Annotated in this window: 16 protein-coding genes; 3 read left to right on the forward strand and 13 right to left on the reverse strand. The window is 69.4% G+C overall.

Translation table 11 applies throughout. The annotated features are described in order from the left end of the window. Positions 1-31: 31 nt before the first annotated feature. The 4 genes from SK571_RS01430 to dctA all read right to left on the reverse strand — a co-directional run bounded on the left by SK571_RS01430 (position 32) and on the right by dctA (position 8,422). Complete coding sequence (locus SK571_RS01430) at positions 32-280, reverse strand: hypothetical protein (protein ID WP_319982188.1); 249 nt, start codon at positions 278-280, stop codon at positions 32-34. A gap of 217 nt (positions 281-497) precedes the next feature. Continuing rightward, positions 498-2,003, reverse strand: a complete 1,506-nt coding sequence (locus SK571_RS01435; RefSeq protein WP_319982189.1) for a glutamate synthase subunit beta — start codon at positions 2,001-2,003, stop codon at positions 498-500. After that, the gene (gltB, locus tag SK571_RS01440) at positions 1,996-6,519 is read right to left on the reverse strand and encodes a glutamate synthase large subunit (RefSeq protein ID WP_319982190.1); all 4,524 of its coding nucleotides are present in this window, start codon (positions 6,517-6,519) and stop codon (positions 1,996-1,998) included. The genes SK571_RS01435 and gltB overlap by 8 nt, the downstream gene beginning before the upstream one ends. Before the next feature lie 541 nt (positions 6,520-7,060). Next, complete coding sequence (gene dctA / locus SK571_RS01445) at positions 7,061-8,422, reverse strand: C4-dicarboxylate transporter DctA (RefSeq protein ID WP_319982191.1); 1,362 nt, start codon at positions 8,420-8,422, stop codon at positions 7,061-7,063. A gap of 112 nt (positions 8,423-8,534) precedes the next feature. Here dctA and SK571_RS01450 point away from each other — a divergent pair, with 112 nt between their 5' ends. After that, complete coding sequence (locus SK571_RS01450; protein ID WP_319982192.1) at positions 8,535-9,434, forward strand: TAXI family TRAP transporter solute-binding subunit; 900 nt, start codon at positions 8,535-8,537, stop codon at positions 9,432-9,434. Here SK571_RS01450 and SK571_RS01455 read toward each other — a convergent pair. Genes SK571_RS01455 through lgt form a run of 3 tightly spaced genes read right to left on the reverse strand, consistent with a single transcriptional unit; the run spans position 9,403 to position 12,513 of the window. Continuing rightward, positions 9,403-10,776 carry a sensor histidine kinase gene (locus SK571_RS01455; protein WP_319982193.1) on the reverse strand — a complete coding sequence of 458 codons (1,374 nt, stop codon included), beginning with the start codon at positions 10,774-10,776 and terminating at the stop codon, positions 9,403-9,405. The two genes, SK571_RS01450 and SK571_RS01455, sit on opposite strands and share 32 nt — an antisense overlap. Before the next feature lie 48 nt (positions 10,777-10,824). Then, complete coding sequence (locus SK571_RS01460) at positions 10,825-11,487, reverse strand: response regulator transcription factor (RefSeq protein ID WP_319982194.1); 663 nt, start codon at positions 11,485-11,487, stop codon at positions 10,825-10,827. A gap of 3 nt (positions 11,488-11,490) precedes the next feature. Then, entirely contained in the window at positions 11,491-12,513 is a 1,023-nt protein-coding gene (gene lgt / locus SK571_RS01465) for a prolipoprotein diacylglyceryl transferase (protein WP_319982538.1), read from the reverse strand. Between the two features lie 460 nt (positions 12,514-12,973). On the opposite strand from lgt, the gene SK571_RS01470 reads away from it, so the two are divergent. Beyond that, entirely contained in the window at positions 12,974-14,122 is a 1,149-nt protein-coding gene (locus SK571_RS01470) for an FAD-dependent monooxygenase (RefSeq protein WP_319982195.1), read from the forward strand. On the opposite strand, the gene SK571_RS01475 is transcribed toward SK571_RS01470, so the two are convergent. The 6 genes from SK571_RS01475 to SK571_RS01500 form a co-directional block, all read right to left on the reverse strand. Beyond that, positions 14,119-14,685, reverse strand: coding sequence for a Uma2 family endonuclease (locus SK571_RS01475; RefSeq protein WP_319982196.1), 567 nt, complete (start codon positions 14,683-14,685; stop codon positions 14,119-14,121). The two genes, SK571_RS01470 and SK571_RS01475, sit on opposite strands and share 4 nt — an antisense overlap. A gap of 394 nt (positions 14,686-15,079) precedes the next feature. Then, on the reverse strand, positions 15,080-15,871 hold the full coding sequence (gene trpA / locus SK571_RS01480; protein ID WP_319982539.1) for a tryptophan synthase subunit alpha: 792 nt from the start codon (positions 15,869-15,871) through the stop codon (positions 15,080-15,082). Then, positions 15,868-17,088 (reverse strand): tryptophan synthase subunit beta, encoded by a 1,221-nt coding sequence (trpB, locus tag SK571_RS01485; protein WP_319982197.1) that lies wholly within the window; start codon positions 17,086-17,088, stop codon positions 15,868-15,870. Before trpB ends, trpA begins: the two co-directional genes overlap by 4 nt. A gap of 35 nt (positions 17,089-17,123) precedes the next feature. Further along, positions 17,124-17,933: an indole-3-glycerol phosphate synthase TrpC gene (trpC, locus tag SK571_RS01490; RefSeq protein WP_319982198.1), complete on the reverse strand. Its 810-nt coding sequence runs from the start codon at positions 17,931-17,933 to the stop codon at positions 17,124-17,126. Positions 17,934-18,065: 132 nt separating this feature from the next. Next, on the reverse strand, positions 18,066-18,467 hold the full coding sequence (locus SK571_RS01495; RefSeq protein WP_319982199.1) for a hypothetical protein: 402 nt from the start codon (positions 18,465-18,467) through the stop codon (positions 18,066-18,068). Further along, positions 18,457-19,995: an anthranilate synthase component I gene (locus SK571_RS01500; RefSeq protein WP_319982200.1), complete on the reverse strand. Its 1,539-nt coding sequence runs from the start codon at positions 19,993-19,995 to the stop codon at positions 18,457-18,459. Before SK571_RS01500 ends, SK571_RS01495 begins: the two co-directional genes overlap by 11 nt. Before the next feature lie 38 nt (positions 19,996-20,033). Here SK571_RS01500 and SK571_RS01505 point away from each other — a divergent pair, with 38 nt between their 5' ends. Then, on the forward strand, positions 20,034-20,645 hold the full coding sequence (locus tag SK571_RS01505) for a TetR/AcrR family transcriptional regulator (protein WP_319982201.1): 612 nt from the start codon (positions 20,034-20,036) through the stop codon (positions 20,643-20,645). Positions 20,646-20,649 lie beyond the last annotated feature (4 nt).

The raw sequence follows: 20,649 nt of genomic DNA on the forward strand, positions 1-20,649 counted from the left end.
CAACGGAGCACAACTTAGCCGCGACGCTCTACTAGCGGGTGATGCCGAACTTCTCCTCCACGAGGTCCCAGAACGCGTCGACGGCGTCCTCGACCAGGTACTGGCGGAACTCGCGGCGCCGGCCGCGGGGACTGCAGAAGGAAAGCCCCATGTGCCCAGGTACCACCGGGAAGCTCACCGGCGAGATCACCGTGATCGTCTCGCGCTCTCCGGGCTTCGCGGCCTCGGGAGCGACCGCGAGGTCGTCCATGGCCGTGAGCACGAGAAGCCGGTACGCCACGTCGTGCCGACCTCGTCCCACGTCCAGGTCCGGGACGATCCGCCGGTGTTGCGGTACAGCCCATCCCACCGGTTTCTCGCACGAGCGCACGGTAGCGGGCTACCGCGCCGGCGGGTCGGCGATCTTCTCCCCGACATCCGTCAGAAAGGCGAACGCCCCACGCGACGTCGTTGTCGCGCGGGGCGTCATGCTGCTCTCCGGTGGTCGGACGCCGTTGTCAGACCACAGCGAGCGGAAGCTGGTTCGGGATCACCGGCGAAGGCAGGTTCGAGGAACCCGTGAGGAAGCTGTCCACGGCGTTCGCCACGGACCGCCCCTCCGCGATGGCCCACACCACGAGGGAGGCGCCGCGGTGGGCGTCCCCGCAGACGAACACGCCGGGCGCGGTCGTCTGCCAGTCGGAGCCGCACGAGATCGTGCCGCGTTGCGTGAGGGAGATGCCCAGGTCGTCGAGCAGCCGCATGTGCTCGACGCCTTCGAAGCCGATCGCCAGCAGCACCATGTCCGCGGGCAGGACCTCGATCTCGTCGGTCAACGGCACCACCCTGCGGCGGCCGGACGAGTCCTTCTCGACGCGCACCTGCTGCAGCTCGATGAAGCGCACGTGACCGTCGTCGTCACCCACGAAACGCTTGACCGCCACGGTGAAGCGGCGCTCGCCCGCCTCCTCGTGCGCGGGGTACGTGCGCAGGATGTGCGGCCACACCGGCCACGGCGAACGGTCGTCGTCGCGGACCGACGGCGGCATCGGGTACTGGTCGAGCTGCGTCACGGACAGCGCGCCCTGGCGGGTCGCGGTGCCGTAGCAGTCGGCGCCCGTGTCGCCACCGCCGATGACGATGACGTGCTTGCCCTCGGCCGAGATCGCGGACGGGCCGTCGCCCTCGACGGCGCGGTTCGCGGGGACCAGGTGGTCCATCGCGAGGTGCACGCCCTTGAGCTCGCGACCCGGAGTCGTCTTGTCGTCACGGCCCCGCAGCGCGCCGACGGCGAGCACGACCGAGTCGAACTCGGCCCGCAGCTCCTCGACGGTGATGTCGACGCCGACCTCGCAGCCGGTGACGAACTTGGTGCCCTCGCGGCGAAGCTGCGCCAGGCGCCGGTCGAGGACCTTCTTCTCCATCTTGAACTCGGGGATGCCGTACCGCAGCAGGCCACCGAGCCGGTCGTCCCGTTCGTACACCACGACCTCGTGGCCCGCGCGGGTCAGCTGCTGCGCGGCGGCGAGTCCGGCGGGGCCGGAACCGACGATCGCGACGCGCTTGCCGGAGGACACCGTCGCCTGGGCCGGCTGCACGTAGCCGTTCTCCCACGACACGTCCGCGATGGTCTCCTCGACCCGCTTGATCGCGACGGCACCACCGGCGTCGTGCGAGATCGACAGCACGCAGGCGGCCTCACACGGTGCCGGGCACAGACGACCCGTGAACTCCGGGAAGTTGTTGGTGGCGTGCAACCGGTCCGAGGCGAGCTCCCAGTCGCCGCGGCGCACCAGGTCGTTCCACTCGGGGATCAGGTTCCCGAGTGGACAACCCGCCGTTCCGCTGTGGCAGAAGGGAATGCCGCAGTCCATGCACCGCGTGGCCTGCGTGCGCACGGCGTTGTTGCGCTCGACGGGGTCCTCGTGGAGGTAGACCTCGTTCCAGTCCTGCAGTCGTTCCGGCTTCGGACGCTTCGGCGCGTCCGAGCGGGTGTACTTCATGAATCCCTGTGGATCAGCCACGAGACGCCTCCATGACAGCCGCGTCAACGTCCCGGCCCTCGGCGCGGGCGAGGCGCATGGCCTCGAGAACGCGCTGGTAGTCACCGGGCATGACCTTCGTGAACGCACCGGCCCGACGGGTCCAGTCACCGAGCAGCGACGCGGCGACGGCAGAGCCCGTCGCGTTGTGGTGCTTGGTGACGGCGTCCTTGAGCCAACGCAGGTCCTCGGCGCTGAGGCGCTGCAGATTCACCATCTCCTGGTTCACCGACAGGGGATCCAGGTCGAGCACGTACGCGATGCCACCGGACATGCCGGCCGCGACGTTGCGCCCGGTCGGCCCGAGCACCACGGCCCGGCCACCGGTCATGTATTCGAACGCGTGGTCGCCCACGCCCTCCGCCACCAGCAACGCGCCGGAGTTGCGGACGCAGAAGCGTTCGCCGACCCGGCCGCGCAGGAAGATCTCACCGGACGTGGCGCCGTAGCCGATCACGTTGCCCGCGATCACCTGGTCCTCGGCGCGGAACGGCGCGTCGTCGTGCGGCCGGACGATGATCCGCCCGCCGGACAGGCCCTTGCCGACGTAGTCGTTCGCGTCGCCGACCATCTCCAGCGTGATGCCGCGCGGCAGGAACGCGCCGAGCGACTGCCCGGCCGACCCGGTCAGCTTGACCCGGATCGTGTCGTCCTCCAGGCCCTCGCCGCCGTAGCGGCGGGTGACCTCGGCGCCGAGCAGCGTGCCGACCGTGCGGTTGACGTTGCGGACGGGCAGTTCCAGGGTGACCTGGTGCGCGTCCTCCAGCGCCGCCTCGGCGAGCTGGATCAGCGTGCGGTCCAGGGCCTTGTCGAGGCCGTGGTCCTGGTCGCGGATCTTGCGCTTCGCCGTCGGGTACGGGGTCTCCGGCACCTCGAAGACCGGGTCCAGGTTCAGGCCCGCGGTCTTCCAGTGCTCGATCGCCTCGTCCTTGTCGAGCAGCTCCGCGTGACCGACGGCCTCGTCGATCGTGCGGAAGCCCAGCTCGGCGAGGATCTCGCGGGCCTCCTGCGCGATGAACTCGAAGAAGTTCACGACGTGGTCGGCCTGGCCGGTGTAGCGGGCGCGCAGGTCGGGGTTCTGCGTGGCGACGCCGACCGGGCACGTGTCCAGGTGGCAGACGCGCATCATCACGCAGCCCGCGACGATCAGCGGTGCGGTGGCGAAGCCGAACTCCTCGGCGCCGAGGAGCGCGGCGACCACGACGTCACGACCGGTGCGCATCGCGCCGTCGACCTGGACGGTGATGCGGTCGCGCAGGCCGTTGAGCAGCAACGTCTGCTGGGTCTCGGCGAGGCCGATCTCCCACGGCGTTCCGGCGTGCTTCAGCGAGTTCATCGGCGAGGCGCCGGTGCCGCCGTCGTAGCCGGAGATCAGCACGACGTCCGCGTGCGCCTTGGCGACACCCGCCGCGACCGTGCCCACGCCGATCGACGAGACGAGCTTCACGTGAACCCGTGCCTGCTCGTTCGCGTTTTTAAGATCGTGGATGAGTTGCGCCAGATCCTCGATCGAGTAGATGTCGTGGTGCGGCGGCGGCGAGATCAGGCCGACACCCGGCGTGGAGTGCCGGGTGCGCGCGACCCACGGGTAGACCTTGAAGCCGGGCAGCTGCCCGCCCTCGCCGGGCTTCGCGCCCTGCGCCATCTTGATCTGGATGTCCGTGGCGTTCACGAGGTACTCGCTCGTGACACCGAACCGTCCACTCGCGACCTGCTTGACCGCGGAACGCCGCTCCGGGTCGTACAGGCGCTCGCGGTCCTCGCCGCCCTCACCGCTGTTCGACCGGCCGCCGAGGCGGTTCATCGCGATGGCGAGGGTCTCGTGCGCCTCGGCCGAGATCGAGCCGTACGACATGGCGCCGGTGTTGAAGCGCTTGACGATCGAGCTGACGGGCTCGACCTCGTCGATCGGGATCGGCGTGCGGCCCTCGTTGCGGAACTTGAACAGCCCGCGCAACGTGCCGCCCTGCCGGGAGATGCGCTCGACCTCCGCCGTGTACTGGCGGAAGACCTCTTCCTTGCGCGTCTTCGTGGCGTGCTGCAGCAGGAACACCGTCTCCGGCGTGAACAGGTGCAGCTCGCCCTCGCGGCGGTACGAGTACTCGCCGCCGACCTCGAGCCTGCGGTGCGCTCGGTCGGTCGGGTTGTCCGGGTACGCGCGGCGGTGGCGCAGCGCGACCTCCTCGGCGAGCACCTCCAGACCGGCGCCGCCGAGCTTCGACTGCGTGCCGGTGAAGTACTCGTCCAGCAGGTCGTTCGACAGGCCGACCGCCTCGAAGATCTGCGCCGCGGTGTAGGCGCCGACGGTCGAGATGCCCATCTTCGACATGATCTTCAGGACGCCCTTGACGAGCGCCTTGACGTAGTTGCGCACGGCCTTGTGCGCGGGCACGCCGGTGATGGCGCCCTGGCTGATCAGGTCCTCGATGGTCTCGAACGCGAGGTACGGGTTCACCGCGGCGGCGCCGTAGCTCAGCAGCGCGGCGACGTGGTGGACCTCGCGGCAGTCACCGGACTCGACGACGAGCGCGACGCGCAGGCGTTCCTTGGTGCGCACCAGGTGGTGGTGCACCGAGGAGACGAGCAGCAGCGACGGGATCGGCGCCATGCGGTGGTCCGAGTCGCGGTCGGACAGCACCAGCGTCCGAGCGCCGTTCGCGATGGCCTCCGACGCCTCGCGACGCACGCGCTCGATCGCGGCGGCGAGAGCCTCGCCCCCGCCGTCGACCTCGTACAGTCCGGAAAGGACCGTGCACGCGAAGCCCGGCAGGTCGCCGTCGTCGTTGATGTGGATGAGCTTGGCGAGCTCGTCGTTGTCGATGACCGGGTAGTCGAGCGTCACGTGGCGGCACGAGACGGGGCCGGGGTCGAGCAGGTTCTGCTCGGGGCCCATCACGCGCTTGACGGACGTGACGATCTCTTCGCGGATCGCGTCCAGCGGCGGGTTCGTGACCTGCGCGAAGTTCTGCACGAAGTAGTCGTAGAGCAGCCGGGAGCGCTGGCTGAGCGCGGCGACCGGGGTGTCGGTGCCCATCGAGGCCAGCGGCTCCATGCCCATGATCGACATGGGCGTGAGCAGGATCCGCAGCTCTTCCTCGGTGTAGCCGAAGGTGAGCTGGCGGCGCACGACGGACTCGTGGCTCTGCACCACGTGCTCGCGGTCCTGCAGGTCGGCCAGGTCGAGCAGGCCGGCGTGCAGCCACTCGTCGTAGGGCGACTCCGAGGCCAGCGACGACTTGAACTCCTCGTCGTCGATGATGCGGCCCTGGGTGGTGTCCACGAGGAACATGCGGCCGGGCTGCAGGCGGCCCTTCGCGACGACCTGGTCGGACGGCACGTCGAGCACACCGGTCTCGGACGCCAGCACGACGCGGCCGTCGGCGGTCTGCCACCAGCGGGCCGGGCGCAGGCCGTTGCGGTCGAGCACCGCGCCGACGAGCTCACCGTCGGTGAAGGTGACACAGGCCGGACCGTCCCACGGCTCCATCAGCGACGCGTGGAACTGGTAGAACGCACGGCGCTTCGGGTCCATCGTGGCGTGGTTCTCCCACGCCTCGGGAATCATCATCAGCACCGCGTGCGGAAGGCTGCGGCCACCGAGGTGCAGCAGCTCCAGCACCTCGTCGAACGACGCCGAGTCCGAGCCGTCCGGGTTGCAGATCGGGAACAGCCGGGCGAGGTCGCCCGGGATGAGGTCGCTGTCCAGCAACGCCTCACGGGCGCGCATGCGGTTGCGGTTGCCGCGGACAGTGTTGATCTCACCGTTGTGCGCGACGAACCGGAACGGGTGCGCGAGCGGCCACGAGGGGAAGGTGTTCGTGGAGAAACGACTGTGCACCAACGCGATCGCCGAGCAGAGGCGCTCGTCGTGCAGGTCGGGGAAGAACGCCGGCAACTGCTCGGTCGTCAGCATTCCCTTGTAGACGATCGTGCGCGCCGACAGCGACGGGAAGTAGACGCTGCCCTCGTGCTCGACCCGCTTGCGCAGGCAGAAGGCGAGGCGGTCGAGGGCGATGCCGGCCTCGTCGCGCGTGCCCTTCACGAACAGCTGCGCGAAGTGCGGCGCCACCGACATCGCGGTCGGGCCGACGTTCGCCCCCTCCGGGTCGACCGGGACGTCGCGCCAGCCGAGAACGACGAGGTTCTCCTGCTCGGCGATGCGCTCGATCTCCTGCATCGCGTCGGCGCGTTCTTCGGGTTCAAACGGCAGGAAGGCGATTCCCGCCGCGTACCGGTCGCGTTCCGGGAGCTCGAACTCGACCACAGCACGCAGGAACTCGTCCGGCAGCTGCAAGAGGATGCCAGCACCGTCACCCGACGTGGGCTCGGCGCCGGCGGCGCCTCGGTGCTCCAGGTTCGCCAGCGCTGTCAAGGCATCGCTCACGATGCCGTGGGAACGCCTGCCCTGGATGTCGGCCACCATGGCGACGCCGCACGCGTCGCGCTCATCAGCCGGGTCGTAGAGACCCTGGGGGCCGGGGATGGCGGAGAAGATCACTGCGCAGACCTCCTTCGTCGTCCTCGCTAAAGAACAATGTCCTCGTGCTCAGACCTCGTACCAACAGGTGGGAGCACGGGACGACGATGGCCCGCGTGTTGACGCGACTTTAACAGCCGCGAAACCCAGGGACACCCTCCAATGGGTGATCTAGGTCATCAAACTGTAACGATTCCCGGCTGCGGAACGACATTGCGGCCAACGTCGGCGTTCGTTACAGCCGGGTAAGCGTAACCGAACGTTCAACTTCGGCCAGTCCGATGAGAGTTGCGCGACATTCCCGATTTGCCAGTGGATGAGCTGGGTACTCAGACGTTTTGGCTGTTCAGCCGCTTGCCGTCCCAGTTAGCGGACGCTCACCTGCTCCAGCGGAAGTCGAGCGGGCTCCGTCCTTTCGGGCGGATCAGGATTGTTCCCCACCAAACGAGACCTAGGCCCCGTTCACCCCGCGCCGCATGCGGGGAGAGCGGGACCTCGGCATACATGGAGGCCGGGTCTCGTGGCTGGAGGCGGGAAGAGTCGCCTCCAGCCACGGACGTCGTCAGTGAGCCGCGACCGGCTCCTTCCTGTCGTCGCCCTCGGCGCCGGTCTGCTGAGCCAGCAGGTCGTCGACGTCGACGCTGTCGGGGTTGTTCAGCACCTCGGTCAGGCGCTCCTTGTCGAGGCCCTTCTGCCAGGCGGCGACCACGAGCGACCCGACGCCGTTGCCGATCACGTTCGTGATGGCGCGGGCCTCGGACATGAAGCGGTCGATGCCGACGATCAGCGCGATGCCGACCGCGGGGATGGCCGAGTGGGCCTCGAAGGCCTGCAGCGACGCGGCCAGGGTGACGAGGCCGGCGCCGGTGACGCCCGCCGCGCCCTTCGACGCGATCAGCATGAACAGCAGCAGGCCGATCTGGACGCCGATCGACACGTCGTTGCCGGTCGCCTGGGCGATGAAGATCGCGCCCATGGTCAGGTAGATGCAGGTGCCGTCGAGGTTGAACGAGTACCCGGTCGGGATGGTGAGGCCGACGACCGACTTCTGGGCGCCCGCCGCCTCCAGCTTGACCATCATGCGCGGCAGCACGGACTCGGACGACGAGGTGCCGAGCACGATCAGGAGCTCGTCCTTGATGTAGCGCAGGAACTTGAAGAGGCTGAAGCCCGCGAACTTCGCGACCAGGCCGAGCACCACGATGACGAACAGGATGCAGGTGGCGTAGAACGAGCCCATCAGCCACAGCAGCTTGCCGAGCACGCTGCCGCCGAACTTGCCGACGGTGTAGGCGATGCCGCCGAAGGCACCGATCGGCGCGACGTACATGACGATCTTGATGATGCCGAACATCACCTTGGAGAGCGTCTCCATCGCGGAGACGACCTTGGCGCCGCGCTCACCCATGCCGGCGACCGCGACGGCCACGAGGATGGCGACCACGAGCACCTGGATCAGCTGGCCGTCGGTGAACGCGCTGACGAACGACTTCGGCACCAGGCTCAGGATGAAGCCGGTGATGCCCGTCTCCGCCGTCGAGGCGGACTTCAGCGTCGCGTCGGCCTGGCTCGCGTTGAGCGCGATGTCGCCGCCGTGGTGGCCCGGCTGCACGATGTTCACGACGATGAGGCCGATGGCAAGCGCCACCGTGGTCATCGCGGTGAAGTAGAGGATCGTCTTGAGCGCGAGCCCGCCCGCCTTGGCGAGGTTCCCGAGGCCCGCGATGCCGACGATGATCGTCGCGAAGATGGTCGGCGCGATGACGACCTTCACGAGGTTCACGAACAGGTCGGCGAGCCACTTCATCTCGGACGCCTGTTTGGGGAACAGGAAGCCGACGGCCGCGCCCAGCACGATGGAGACAAGGACCCAGAAGTAGAGGTGCTTGTAGATCGGTTTGCGGCCTGTTGTGGTGGTCGCCACTTGTTCCTCCTTGAACTACGTGTTGGGAGAGAGAGTGAGCCGCGCCACCAGGCCCGACAAGCCGACCTGAGGAAACTTCAGACAGCCCTGACGTAACAGCTAGGCTTCGCCGGTGTCGCTCAGCCGTCGCACGCTTCTGCTAGGGGCCGGACTGGCTCTTGCCGGGTGCACCCCGCGCAGGGTCGAGGCACCCGCTGAACTGGTGCTCGCGACCGGGCCGGAAGGCGCGGTGTTCCGCGAGGTCGGAGGGGCCCTGGCGGCGGCGCTGGCCGAGCAGCTGCCCGGCACGAAGGTCACCGCCATCCCGACGGCCGCATCGGTCGAGAATCTGCAGTTGTTGCGATCAGGTGAAGCCCAGCTCGCGCTGTCCTCTTTGGACCCCATCGACGACCCGCAGAGCGTCCGCGCGGTCGGCCGGCTCTACGACAGCTTCATGCAGATCGCGGTCCCGGCGGGGTCGCCGATCCGCACCTTCGGTGATCTCGCGGGCAAGCGGATCTCGTTGGGGCCCATCGGTTCCGGCACGGAGTTCACCGCCAAGCGGATGCTGGAGTTCTTCGGCCTGTCCGCAATGGACGAACGCATGGCGCACGCCGAGGCGTCCCGCCGCGTCGCGGACGGATCACTGGACGCGATGCTGGCGCTGACCGGCATCCCGACGCCCGCGATCACCGCTCTGCAGGGCGACGTGCGGCTGGTCAACATCCCGCTGGAAGCGGTCAGGCTCGCCGAGAAGTACAAGGGCCCCTACATCCCGGCGACGATCCCCAGCACCACCTACGAGGACGTGGCGGCGAACCAGACGTTCGCGGTGCCGAACCTGCTGCTGGCGCGCGAGTCGCTGAGCGCGGACGTCGTCGAGGTCGTGACGCGCACGGTGTTCACCGAGACCGCGCGGATCGTCGAGGGCCACCCGGAGGCGTCGCGGATAAACGTCCGCACCGGCATCGCGACCGGACTCGTGCCGCTGCACGACGGCGCTATGCGCTGGTTCCGTTCCGTGAAGCGCTGAGGGCGACCTTCACGTCCAGTCCAGGGTCCGCGTCGTGCAGGGTGAGCGTGCCGCCGGCCGACTCGATCAGCTCGGCGCAGATCGCGAGCCCCATCCCGGTGCCCGCGATGTTCTGGTGCTTGGTGGCTCGCCAGAACCGCTGCAGCGCGAGCTCGCGCTCCTCGGCGCTCAGGCCGTCACCGTTGTCGACGACGTGCAGCTCACCGTGCTCGCCGGTGATCGTGACCTCGGTGGCGTTGGCGAGCCGGATGGCGTTGCTGACGAGCTCGTCGAGCACGCTGCCGAGGCCACCGGGCGGTTCCTGCATGGTGAGGCCCGCCGGCACGTCGATCTTCAGCGTGACACCGGACCGGCTCGCGAGCGCCTGCCAGGCCGCCCGGTGCGTCGCGAGCAGCTGGTCGATCTCGACGGGCTCGGTCTGCCGCGCGCTGTCGAGCCGGGTCGCGGCGAGCAGCGTGTCGAGCACGCGCCCCATCTCCTCGGCCTCCTCGACCGCGATCTGGTGCGCTTCCCTCGCGAGCTCGCCGTCCACGTGCGGTTCGAGGTTGTCCACGGCCAGCCGGAGACTCGCGAGCGGGTTCCGCAGCTGGTGCGACGCGTCGGCCACGAACGCCTTCTGCCTGTTCAGGGCCTTGCCGACGACGTCGACCATGGTGTTGAAACTGCGTGCGAGCCTGCGGAGCTCCTGCGGCCCGCCGACCTCGTCCGCCCGCACGTCCAGGTTGCCCGCGGCCACGGCGGCGGTCGCCTCGTCGAGCCTGCCGACCGGCCTGAGCACCCACCGCGACATGGGCCAGGCGGCGGCGACCACGGCCAGCATCGGCGCGAGCCCGGCCAGCGCCATCAGCCCCCACTGCCGCAGCACCTCGGTCCGCAGGCCCCGCGTCTGCGAGATCGTGACGACCGCGGCCACCACCTCGCTGTCGCGCCCCACCGGCTCGACGACGACCATCGGCCCGGTGCGCCACGGCCAGCCCGTGTACTCGGGCTCGGGCCGCACACCGCCGTTCAGCGCCGTGTTGAGCGACTTCGTGACCTCGGGGTCGTTGCTGGGGTCGAACCCCTGCCGTGACGCCAGCAGGATCCGCTTGTCGGCGCTGACCAGTGCGACCGGGATGTCGTAGAGGGTGTCGTAGCGCTGGATCTCCTGGCTCAGCGCCTCCAGCCGGTCCGACTGCAACGCGCTCTCGCCGAGCGCCGCGAACCTGCTCGCGTCGCTGAGACGGTCGAGGTAGGTCGTCTGGGTCTCTCGCTGCACGACTGCGGACGCCAAGGGGATGCCGAGCGCCGCGACCAGGGCGACGAGCAGCGGAACGGTGATGACGAGCAGTCGGCGGAGCATCGGTTGTGATTGTTCCGCAACACCTTGTGGATGTCTCTCGGACACTCGTCACGTGGCGAGCCGGTAGCCCACTCCCCTGACCGTCTCGATCTTGACGTGGCCGCCGAGCTTGCCGCGCAACGCCGCGATGTGCGTGTCGAGCGTCCGCGACGGCGCCTCCCAGTGCGCCTGCCACACCTGGTCCACGATGAAGTCGCGGCTCACCACCTCACCCTTGCGGGTCGCGAGGAGCGCGAGGAGGTCGAACTCCTTGCGGGTCAGCGAGAGCGGCTCACCGTCCAATGTGGCGACCCGCGTCGAAGCGATGATCCGCAGCGGACCGATCTGGATCGGCCCCTCGGCCTCCGGCTCCGCGCGGTGCGTACGCGTCCTCCTGAGGACGGCCTCGATCCGGGCGAGGAGCTCGGACGTCCCGAACGGCTTCACCACGTAGTCGTCGGCCCCGGCACGCAGGCCGAGCACGCGTTCCCGCTCCTCGCCGCGCGCGGTCACCGTGATGACGGCGGTGCCCGGCCGGTGCCGCAACTCGCGCAGCACGTCGAGGCCGTCGCCGTCGGGCAGGCCGAGGTCGAGCAGCACCACGTCGGCGGGTGCGGCACGCAGCGCGTCGGCGGCCGTGGCCACCCGATGCACCTCGTAACCCGCGTGCCGCAGCGCGGTCAGCAGGCCTCGGGCCACCCGGTCGTCATCCTCGACGACGAGCACGCGCACAGATCACTCCGGTTTGACGGACTCCGGGGAGTTCTTCTTGTCCTTCTCGGCGGCGTCGTCGTCGCTGTCCTCGGCGACGACGCTCTTGTCCTCCGCGGCTTCTGCTTCGGTCACGTCCGCCGCATCCCCCGCTTCTGCCGCGGGTTCGGCGGGATCTCCTCCGGTGCCGCGCAGCGCGGCGACGTCCTCACGCTCACCGCGGGACTTGGCGATGATGAAGTACGCGACCGCTCCGAAGAACACGAGCGCCGACACGAACACGTTCACGCGCGTGCCGAAGACCAGCGTCGCCTCGTCGGTGCGCATGAGCTCGATCCAGAACCGGCCGGCCGTGTAGCCCGCGACGTAAAGCGCGAAGACCCGGCCGTGGCCCAGCCGGAACTTCCGGTCCGCCCACACGATCAGCAGCGCGACACCGAGGTTCCACAGCAGTTCGTAGAGGAACGTCGGGTGCACGACCTGGATCGGCGTGTGGTCGATGGCGATGCCCGCCAGCGCGTCCTCACGCCCCTCGGGCGTGACGCGACGGTAGATCTCCAGACCCCACGGCAACGTCGTGTCGCCGCCGTAGAGCTCCTGGTTGAAGTAGTTGCCGAGCCGCCCGATGGCCTGCGCGACCACGATGCCGGGCGCGAGCGCGTCCGCCATCGCCGGCAGCGGGATGCCCCTGCGGCGGCACGCGATCCACGCACCGACGGCACCGAGCGCGATGGCGCCCCAGATGCCGAGACCACCGTTCCAGATCTCCAGCGCCGCGAGCGGGTCCTTGCCCGGCCCGAAGTACTTCTGGTTGTCGGTGATGACGTGGTAGAGCCGCCCGCCGACGAGGCCGAACGGCACCGCCCACACGGCGATGTCCGTGACCTCGCCCTTGATGCCGCCGCGTGCGATCCAGCGGCGCTCACCCCACCAGATCGCGACGATGATGCCGGCGATGATGCACAGCGCATAGGCCCTGATGGGGAGCGGACCGAGGTACCAAACACCTCGGTCGGGACTCGGGATCGTGGCCAGAAGGGCGTCCAACACGGCGCCCACCGTACCGGTCGGCCTGTGAGCGTCTCGTGGGGGCGCACGATCGTTATCGAGCCCGAACCCTGTCGGTGCCGATCACTAGAATAGAAATTGGGGGTACCCGGCCTGGCGCGTGTGTGTGGTAGCTGCGCATAGGCGCGTTGAGCTCGCACTCCGGGACGCCGGGTCGTAGGCCTGTGATCCGCTCGCCGGACGGCGTAACGGTGCCTGTTCATCCACTGACTGTCTGTCTGCGGAGCGCTCCCTGCCCGCGAAGCGTTGCCCGTCTGCGGAGCGCTGCCCGCCTGAGGGCCGAACGTGCGATCTCAGGGGTTCATGATCGCGGAGACCTGAGCCGGGCAGTCCGCGAGTCGTGGCCCCTTCCCAAGGCGAGTCCCTCCTGCCACGCCACCGCCGGGCACGAACCGAAATACTCGGACGCGGTTCTGGGCGGACTCGCGAAAGGTCGGACATGACGGTCCTGGTGGTCGGCGGCGGTATCGGCGGGCTGGCGACGGCGCTCGGGCTCGCGCGGGCCGGTGTGCGGGTGACGGTGCTCGAGGCCGCGGCGGCGTTCGAGGAGATCGGCGCCGGCATCCAGGTCGGGCCCAACGGGTTCCGCATGCTCGACTCGCTGGGCGTGGGTGCCGCGGTGCGGGCTCGGGCCGTGCACGTGGACGAGTTGCGATTGCGGTGCGGGGTGTCCGGGCGGCAGATCGCCGGGTTGCCGATCGACGCGGGTTTTCAGGCGCGGTTCGGGACCTATGCGGTGGTGCACCGCAACGACGTGCTCGCGCCGTTGCTCGACGCCTGCCAGCACGACGAGCGGATCGACCTCCGGGTGAGCAGCGGTGTCGAGGGCTACACGCAGGACGCGGACGGGGTCGCGGTGGTGCTGCGGTCGGGCGATCTCGTGCACGGGGAGGCGCTGGTGGGCGCGGACGGGCTGCGGTCGGCGGTGCGGCGGCAACTCGTGGGCGACGGGGATCCGCAGGTGTCCGGGCACACGACGTTCCGCGCGGTCATCCCCTCGCAGAACGTGCCGCATTCGTTGAAGGAGAACGTGGTCACGCTGTGGGCGGGGCCGCGCTACCACGTCGTCTGGTACGTGATCGCCGGTGGACGGTACGTGAACCTCGTGGCCACCACGGACAACGGTGCCACGGAGCCCATGAACGGCAAGCCCGCCGAGCACGCCGAGGTGATGAAGCACTTCACGCCGTTGTGCGACGACGCGACTCGGATCATGGAACTCGCCGACGAGTGGCGTGCGTGGGTGCTGTGCGACCGCACGCCGATCACGAACTGGCAGGACTCACGCGTCGTGCTGCTCGGGGACGCCGCCCATCCCGTGCTGCAGTACGCCGCGCAGGGCGCCTGTCAGGCGTTGGAGGACGCCGTCTGCCTCTCCTCCGTGTTCGACCCCCAGGACGTGGCCGGCTCTTTTGCGCGGTACGTGGCGCTCCGCTCGGAACGGGCCGCGCGCGTCCACCACGCCTCACGATGGATGGGTCGGGAGGTCTACCACCCAGCCGGTGAGGCAGCGGACGCCCGTGACGCGATGTTCGCCTCGTGGACCGTCGCCGAACTGCACGAACGGCTGGAGTGGCTCTACGTCTAGGAGGGCAGTTCGATCGTGACCGGGAACGGCCGCTCGAACGTCAGCACGCCGGCCTTGCTACGCGCGATCTCGACGTACTCGCCCTCGTCGTCGAGTTCGAGCAGCGTCGCCTCGACGACCTTCTTCGAAGGATCGATGATCAAGTAGTAAGGAACTGAGGCTTCCGCATACACGTGGCGTTTGAGCACGAGGTCGTTCATTCGCGTGCTCTTGGAGAGCACCTCTCCTGCGAGCAGAAGGTTCGACACCGGGAACGTGATGTCCGCGTCACACGGCTTCACCACTGTGAAGTCCGGGATCAACAAGCGGCCGGTCGACAGCGCGACGTTGAGTTCGACAGTTGCCTCGTACTGCGCCGGACATGCGCGATCCAGCGCAACGAATACCTTGCCCACCAGCCGCTGGTGCCGGTAACTCCCCAGCGGGCTCACGAGAAGCATCCCGTCGACGAGTTCAATGCGCTGACTGTGCTCTTCCGGCAATGCGAGGACGTCTTTGAGCGTCCAAGGCCCTTCGTGCTTGGGCAGCAGGAAATCGGGCTGAACTTCGGCTGGCGCCGCCACTGGGCATCACCTCCGTTGACCGCCTGCGCACCACCAGTGTGGCACGCCCTGCGGATGGCTGGCCTGTGCATGAGCCCACGATCGCAGCTCAGGCCGACAGTCGAACGGCGTTTTGGCCCCAACCGACGTGGATTCACTCGATCAGGTGTTCGAATGTGTGTCATGCTCTTGGAGGAACGTCAAAGGCTCCGAAAGGAGGCAGGGCTCCCGACAACTTCATAGCCGCCATCCCGACAACCACTCGATGGCGAGCACAGTGTCCAACCCGTTCAAGCAATTCCGCGCCACCCGACAACCAAGAGGCGAGGCCGTCGCTGCAGAGGCGGCTTCTCCAGCGACACAAAGCAAAACCGCCCGGCCGGCAGGCCGAGCGGTCTCACGGAGCGAAGGAGGTTCAGACCGGAGCGACAGCCGATCGCACACCCTTGGCGAGGTCAGCGGCCAGCGCGCGCACCGCGGCGTCGCTCTCGCCCGCGGCCGACACGAACGCCGACCCGACGATGACGCCGTCCGCGAACCCGGCGATCTCGGCGGCCTGCGCACCGGAGCGCACACCCAGCCCGACACCGATGGGCAGCGTGGTGTGCTCGCGCACCCGCGCGACGAGTGCGGGAGCGGCGGACGACACGACGTCACGGGCGCCAGTGACGCCCATGACCGCGGTGGCGTAGAGGAAGCCGGACGAGGCACGCGCGGTCATCGCGATGCGCTCCTCGGTCGACGACGGCGCCACCAGGAACGTGCGGTCGAGGCCATGTGCCTCGGATGCGGCCATCCAGTCCTCGGCCTCGTCCGGCACGAGGTCGGGCGTGATGATGCCGAGGCCACCGGTTGCGGCGAGGTCGCGCGCGAACGCGTCGACGCCGTACCGCAGCACCGGGTTCCAGTACGTCATCACGACCGCACGCCCACCGGCGTCGGACACGGCAGCCACCACGTCGAACAGGTCCCGCACGCGGAAACCCGCGGACAGCGCCTGCTCGGCGGCGGCCTGGATCGTCGGGCCGTCCATCACCGGGTCGGAGAACGGCAGGCCGACCTCGACCAGATCGCACCCGGACTCGATCATCGAACGGAGGTGGGCCTTGGAACCCTCGATCGTGGGGAAGCCCGCGGGCAGGTAGCCGATCAGCGCGGCACGCGACTCGGCCCGCGCGGCGGAAAACACGTCGGTCAACGACATCAGGCCTGTCCCCCGTCAGCGAGGCCGAAGTACTTCACGGCCGTGTCCATGTCCTTGTCACCGCGGCCGGAGAGGTTCACGACCAGGAGTCCGTCCGGCCCGAGCGACGGCCCGAGCTTCAGCGCGCCCGCGAGCGCGTGCGAGGACTCGATCGCCGGGATGATGCCCTCGGTGCGCGAGAGCAGGGCGAACGCCTCCATGGCCTCGGCGTCGGTGACCGGGAAGTACTCGGCGCGGCCGATGTCCTTCAGGTGCGAGTGCTCGGGACCCACGCCGGGGTAGTCGAGACCAGCGGAGATCGAGTGCGCCTCGGTGATCTGGCCGTCCGCGTCCTGCATGACGTACGACATCGCGCCGTGCAGCGAACCGGGCGTGCCCGCCGTCAGCGTGGCGCCGTGGCTGCCGCTGTCGAGGCCGGAACCACCGGGCTCGACACCGACCAGGCGGACGTCCGCGTCGTCGATGAAGCCGTGGAAGATGCCGATCGCGTTCGAGCCGCCACCGACGCAGGCGACGACGGCGTCGGGCAGTCGCCCGGCCTTCTCGAGGATCTGCTCGCGCGCCTCGATGCCGATGATCCGGTGGAAGTCGCGGACCAGCAGCGGGAACGGGTGCGGGCCGGCGGCGGTGCCGAGCAGGTAGTGCGTGTCGTCGACGTTGGTGACCCAGTCGCGCAACGCCTCGTTGATCGCGTCCTTCAGGGTGCGCGACCCGGACTTCACCGGGATGACCTCGGCGCCCAGCAGGCGCATGCGCGCGACGTTCAGCGCCTGGCGCTCGGTGTCGACCTCGCCCATGTAGACGACGCAGTCGAGGCCGAGGAGCGCGCACGCGGTCGCCGTCGCCACGCCGTGCTGGCCGGCGCCGGTCTCCGCGATCACGCGCTGCTTGCCCATGCGCTTGGTCAGCAACGCCTGGCCGAGCACGTTGTTGATCTTGTGGGAACCCGTGTGGTTGAGGTCCTCGCGCTTGAGCCACACCCGCGTACCGGCGTGCTCCGCGAACTTCGGGGCCTCGGTCAGCAGCGACGGACGGCCCGCGAAGTCCCGCAGGAGGCGCTTGAACTCGTTCACGAACTCCGGGTCGAGCCGCGCCTTGTCGTACTCGGCGGCCAACTCGTCCACCGCGGCGATCAGGGCCTCCGGGACGAACCGGCCGCCCCACGGGCCGAAGTGGCCGCGTGCGTCGGGATCATGCGGTGTGGGCGTGAACTGGCCCATCGGGTAGCTCCTCTGGCGCTTGGATCAACCGTGCCCTACCGGCTGGGCCGGGGGCACGCGGGGTGTGAGCCCGCGGTCACGAGCTTGTTCACGGCGGCCTTGGGGTCTCCGCTGGTCACCAGGCTTTCGCCGACGAGCACCGCGTCGGCACCCGCGCCGGCGTACGACATCAGGTCGCCGGGCCCGGTCACACCCGACTCGGCGATCTTGATCGTCTCCGAGGGTAGCCCCGGAGCGATCCTGCCGAAAACGTCTTTGTCGACCTCCAACGTGTGGAGGTTGCGCGCGTTCACTCCGATGACCGACGAACCCGCCTCCAGCGCGCGGTCGGCCTCCTCGGCCGTGTGCACCTCGACGAGCGCCGTCATGCCGAGCGACTCGACGCGGTCGAGCAGCGACACGAGCGCGTTCTGCTCCAGCGCGGCCACGATCAGCAGCACCACGTCCGCGCCGTGCATGCGCGCCTCGTGCACCTGGTACGGCGACACGATGAAGTCCTTGCGCAGCAGCGGGATCTTCACCGCCCGGCGCACCGCGTCGAAGTCCGCCAGCGACCCGCCGAAGCGGCGCTGCTCGGTCAGCACGCTGATCACCGACGCGCCGCCCGCCTCGTACGCGGACGCGAGCTCGGCCGGTTCCGGGATCTCCGCCAGCGCGCCCTTGGAGGGGCTGCGGCGCTTGACCTCGGCGATGACACCCACGTTCGGCCCGCGCAGCACCGACAGCACGTCGAGCGGCGGGGCGGCCTTGGTCGCCCGCTCCTTCACGACGTCGAAGGGCAACTTGGCCTCGCGAGCGGCGAGATCCTCACGCACACCTTCGAGGATCGACTCGAGAACCGTCACAGTGTTGTTCCCCTTCCCGCTATGGGGATGCTAACCCCGCCGGAGTAACGCCCCAGCCACCGGGGTTCAAGTGTCCCCGCAGCTAACCGAGGCCGTACACGTGTCACATGCACGAACGTGGATGAATGATCTTCACTCGTTCGAGGTCGTCCCGCCAGGGGTCCTGTCGTCAGTCGGATCGTCCCCGCGCTCCAGCGCGCGCCACATGTCCGTCTCGGGGTCGTGCGCGCGGGTCTTCTGCCCGCCCACCCCGACCTTCGGCATCCGGGCGCCGAGCGCCACCTGAAGCGCGCCGGAGGCCACCACGAGCACGCCCCCGGCGATCGCCAGCCAGTGGCCGGAGAACGCCCCGGCGATGCCGACGACGATCAGCAACGCGCCCAGGACCCTGCGCGTCACCCCGCTCAGCGCGACGACCGCCGCGACGGCCGCGAGGCACAGCAACGCGACCGGCACCGAACCGGCACCCCAGAAGGCACCCGCCGCGCCCACGAGCAGGAGCGCGGCGATCCACAGCGGCGAGCTAGCTTTCAACTGCCGGCGCCATCGTCTGCGCGGTGGCGATCGCGGCCAGCACCGCGCCCGCCTTGTTCAGGCACTCGTTGTCCTCGGCCAGCGGGTCCGAGTCGGCCACGATGCCGCCACCGGCCTGCACGTACGCCACCCCGTCGCGCACCAGGGCGGTGCGGATGGCGATGGCGGTGTCCGCGTCCCCGGCGAAGTCGAAGTAGCCGACGACGCCGCCGTAGAGGCCGCGGCGCGTGGGCTCCAGTTCCTCGATGAGCTCCATCGCGCGCGGCTTGGGCGCACCGGACAGCGTGCCCGCCGGGAAGCAGGCGGCGACGGCGTCGTAGGCCGTCTTGCCCTCGGCCAGCTCACCGGTCACGGTCGACACGATGTGCATGACGTGGCTGTACCGCTCGACCTTGAAGAAGTCGACGACGTGCACCGAACCCGGCTTGCAGACGCGCCCCAGGTCGTTGCGGCCGAGGTCGACGAGCATCAGGTGCTCGGCGCGTTCCTTGTGGTCCGCGAGGAGGTCCTTCTCCAGCAGGGCGTCTTCCTCGGGGTCCTCGCTGCGCCAGCGGGTGCCCGCGATGGGGTGCGTGGTCGCCTTGCCGTCGCGCACCGTGACCAGCGACTCCGGGCTGGACCCGACGATGTCGAACCCGTCGAGGCGCAGCAGGTACATGTACGGGCTGGGATTCGTCGCGCGCAGCACCCGGTAGATGTCGAGCGCGTCGGCGTCCGTGTCGATCTCGAACCGCTGGGACACGACGATCTGGAACGCCTCGCCCGCGCGGATGGCCTCCTTGGCCTTCTCGACGGCCGCGAAGTGCTCGGCCTGCGAGCGCCGGCGCCGGAACTCCGGCTTGGGCCGCGAGAACACGGCGGCCGTCGGCGGCGCGGGCGTGTGCAGCGCCGTCGTCATCTCGTCGAGGCGGCGCACCGCGTCGTCGTACGCGGCGTCGACCCGCTCGGCCGAGTCGTCCCAGTTGATCGCGTTCGCGATCAACGTGACGGTGCCCTCGTGGTGGTCGAGCGCGGCGAGGTCGGTCGCCAGCAGCATGACCAGCTCGGGGATCTTCAGGTCGTCCTCGGCGATGACGGGCAACCGCTCCAGCCGCCGCACCGCGTCGTAGCCGATGTAGCCCACCATGCCGCCGGTCAGCGGGGGCATGCCGGGCAAGGGGTCCGTGCGCAGCACCTCGATGGTCTCGCGCAGCGCCTGCAGCGGGTCGCCGCCGTCGGGCAGGCCGACGGGCCGCGTGCCCGTCCAGAACGCCTCACCGCCCGTCGCCGTGAGCGCCGCCGTCGACCGCACGCCGATGAACGACCAGCGCGACCAGGAGCGCCCGTTCTCCGCCGACTCGAAGAGGAACGTGCCGGCCTGATTGGCCCCGAGCTTGCGGTACAGGCCGACCGGGGTCTCCGCGTCCGCGAGCAGCTTGCGGACCACCGGGATGACCCGGCGGTTCACCGCGAGCTCGCGGAACTCCTCACGCGTAGGACTCACGGTCCCCAGACCAGCGGCGGCCACAGCCCCGATGACGCTCACCATGCCGACAATTGTTGCATAAATTCAACATCTGTTGAACTATGGCCCACGTGGAGCAAGTCAACCAGAAACGCCGAGGCCGCCGCGCCGCGGGCGAGGACACCAAGGCCGCGCTCGTCGCCGCGGCCCGCGAGGTCTTCGTCGAGAAGGGCTACGACGGCGCCACGGTGCGCGCGATCGCCGCCAAGGCGGGCGTGGACGCCGCGATGGTCAACCACTGGTTCGGCGGCAAGGAAGGCCTGTTCGCGCAGTCGGTGCTGCAGCTCCCGTTCGACCCGGCCGAGATCCTCAAGCGCGTCCTCGACGGCCCGGTCGAAGAGGCGGGCGAACGCATCGTCCGCACCTTCGTGACGGTGTGGGACGCGACCGGCGGCGGCACGTTCGCGGCCCTGATCCGCAGCGTCACCAGCCAGCCGGAGGTGGCGGGCGCGCTGAAGTCCTTCCTCATCAACGCGATCTTCAAGAACGTGCTCGCGGAGATCGGCGCCGAACAACACGAACTGCGGGCCACGCTCTGCGCGACCCAGATGGTCGGGCTCGGCATCGTCCGGTACGTCGTGCAGTTCGAGCCGCTGGCGTCGACCGACGCGGAGACCGTGGTCAGGACGGTCGGCCCGAACCTCCAGCGCTACCTGACCGGCGACCTGGACTGACCGC

Origin of the sequence: Lentzea kristufekii, assembly GCF_033949925.1 — a bacterium.
Taxonomy (GTDB): domain Bacteria; phylum Actinomycetota; class Actinomycetes; order Mycobacteriales; family Pseudonocardiaceae; genus Lentzea; species Lentzea kristufekii.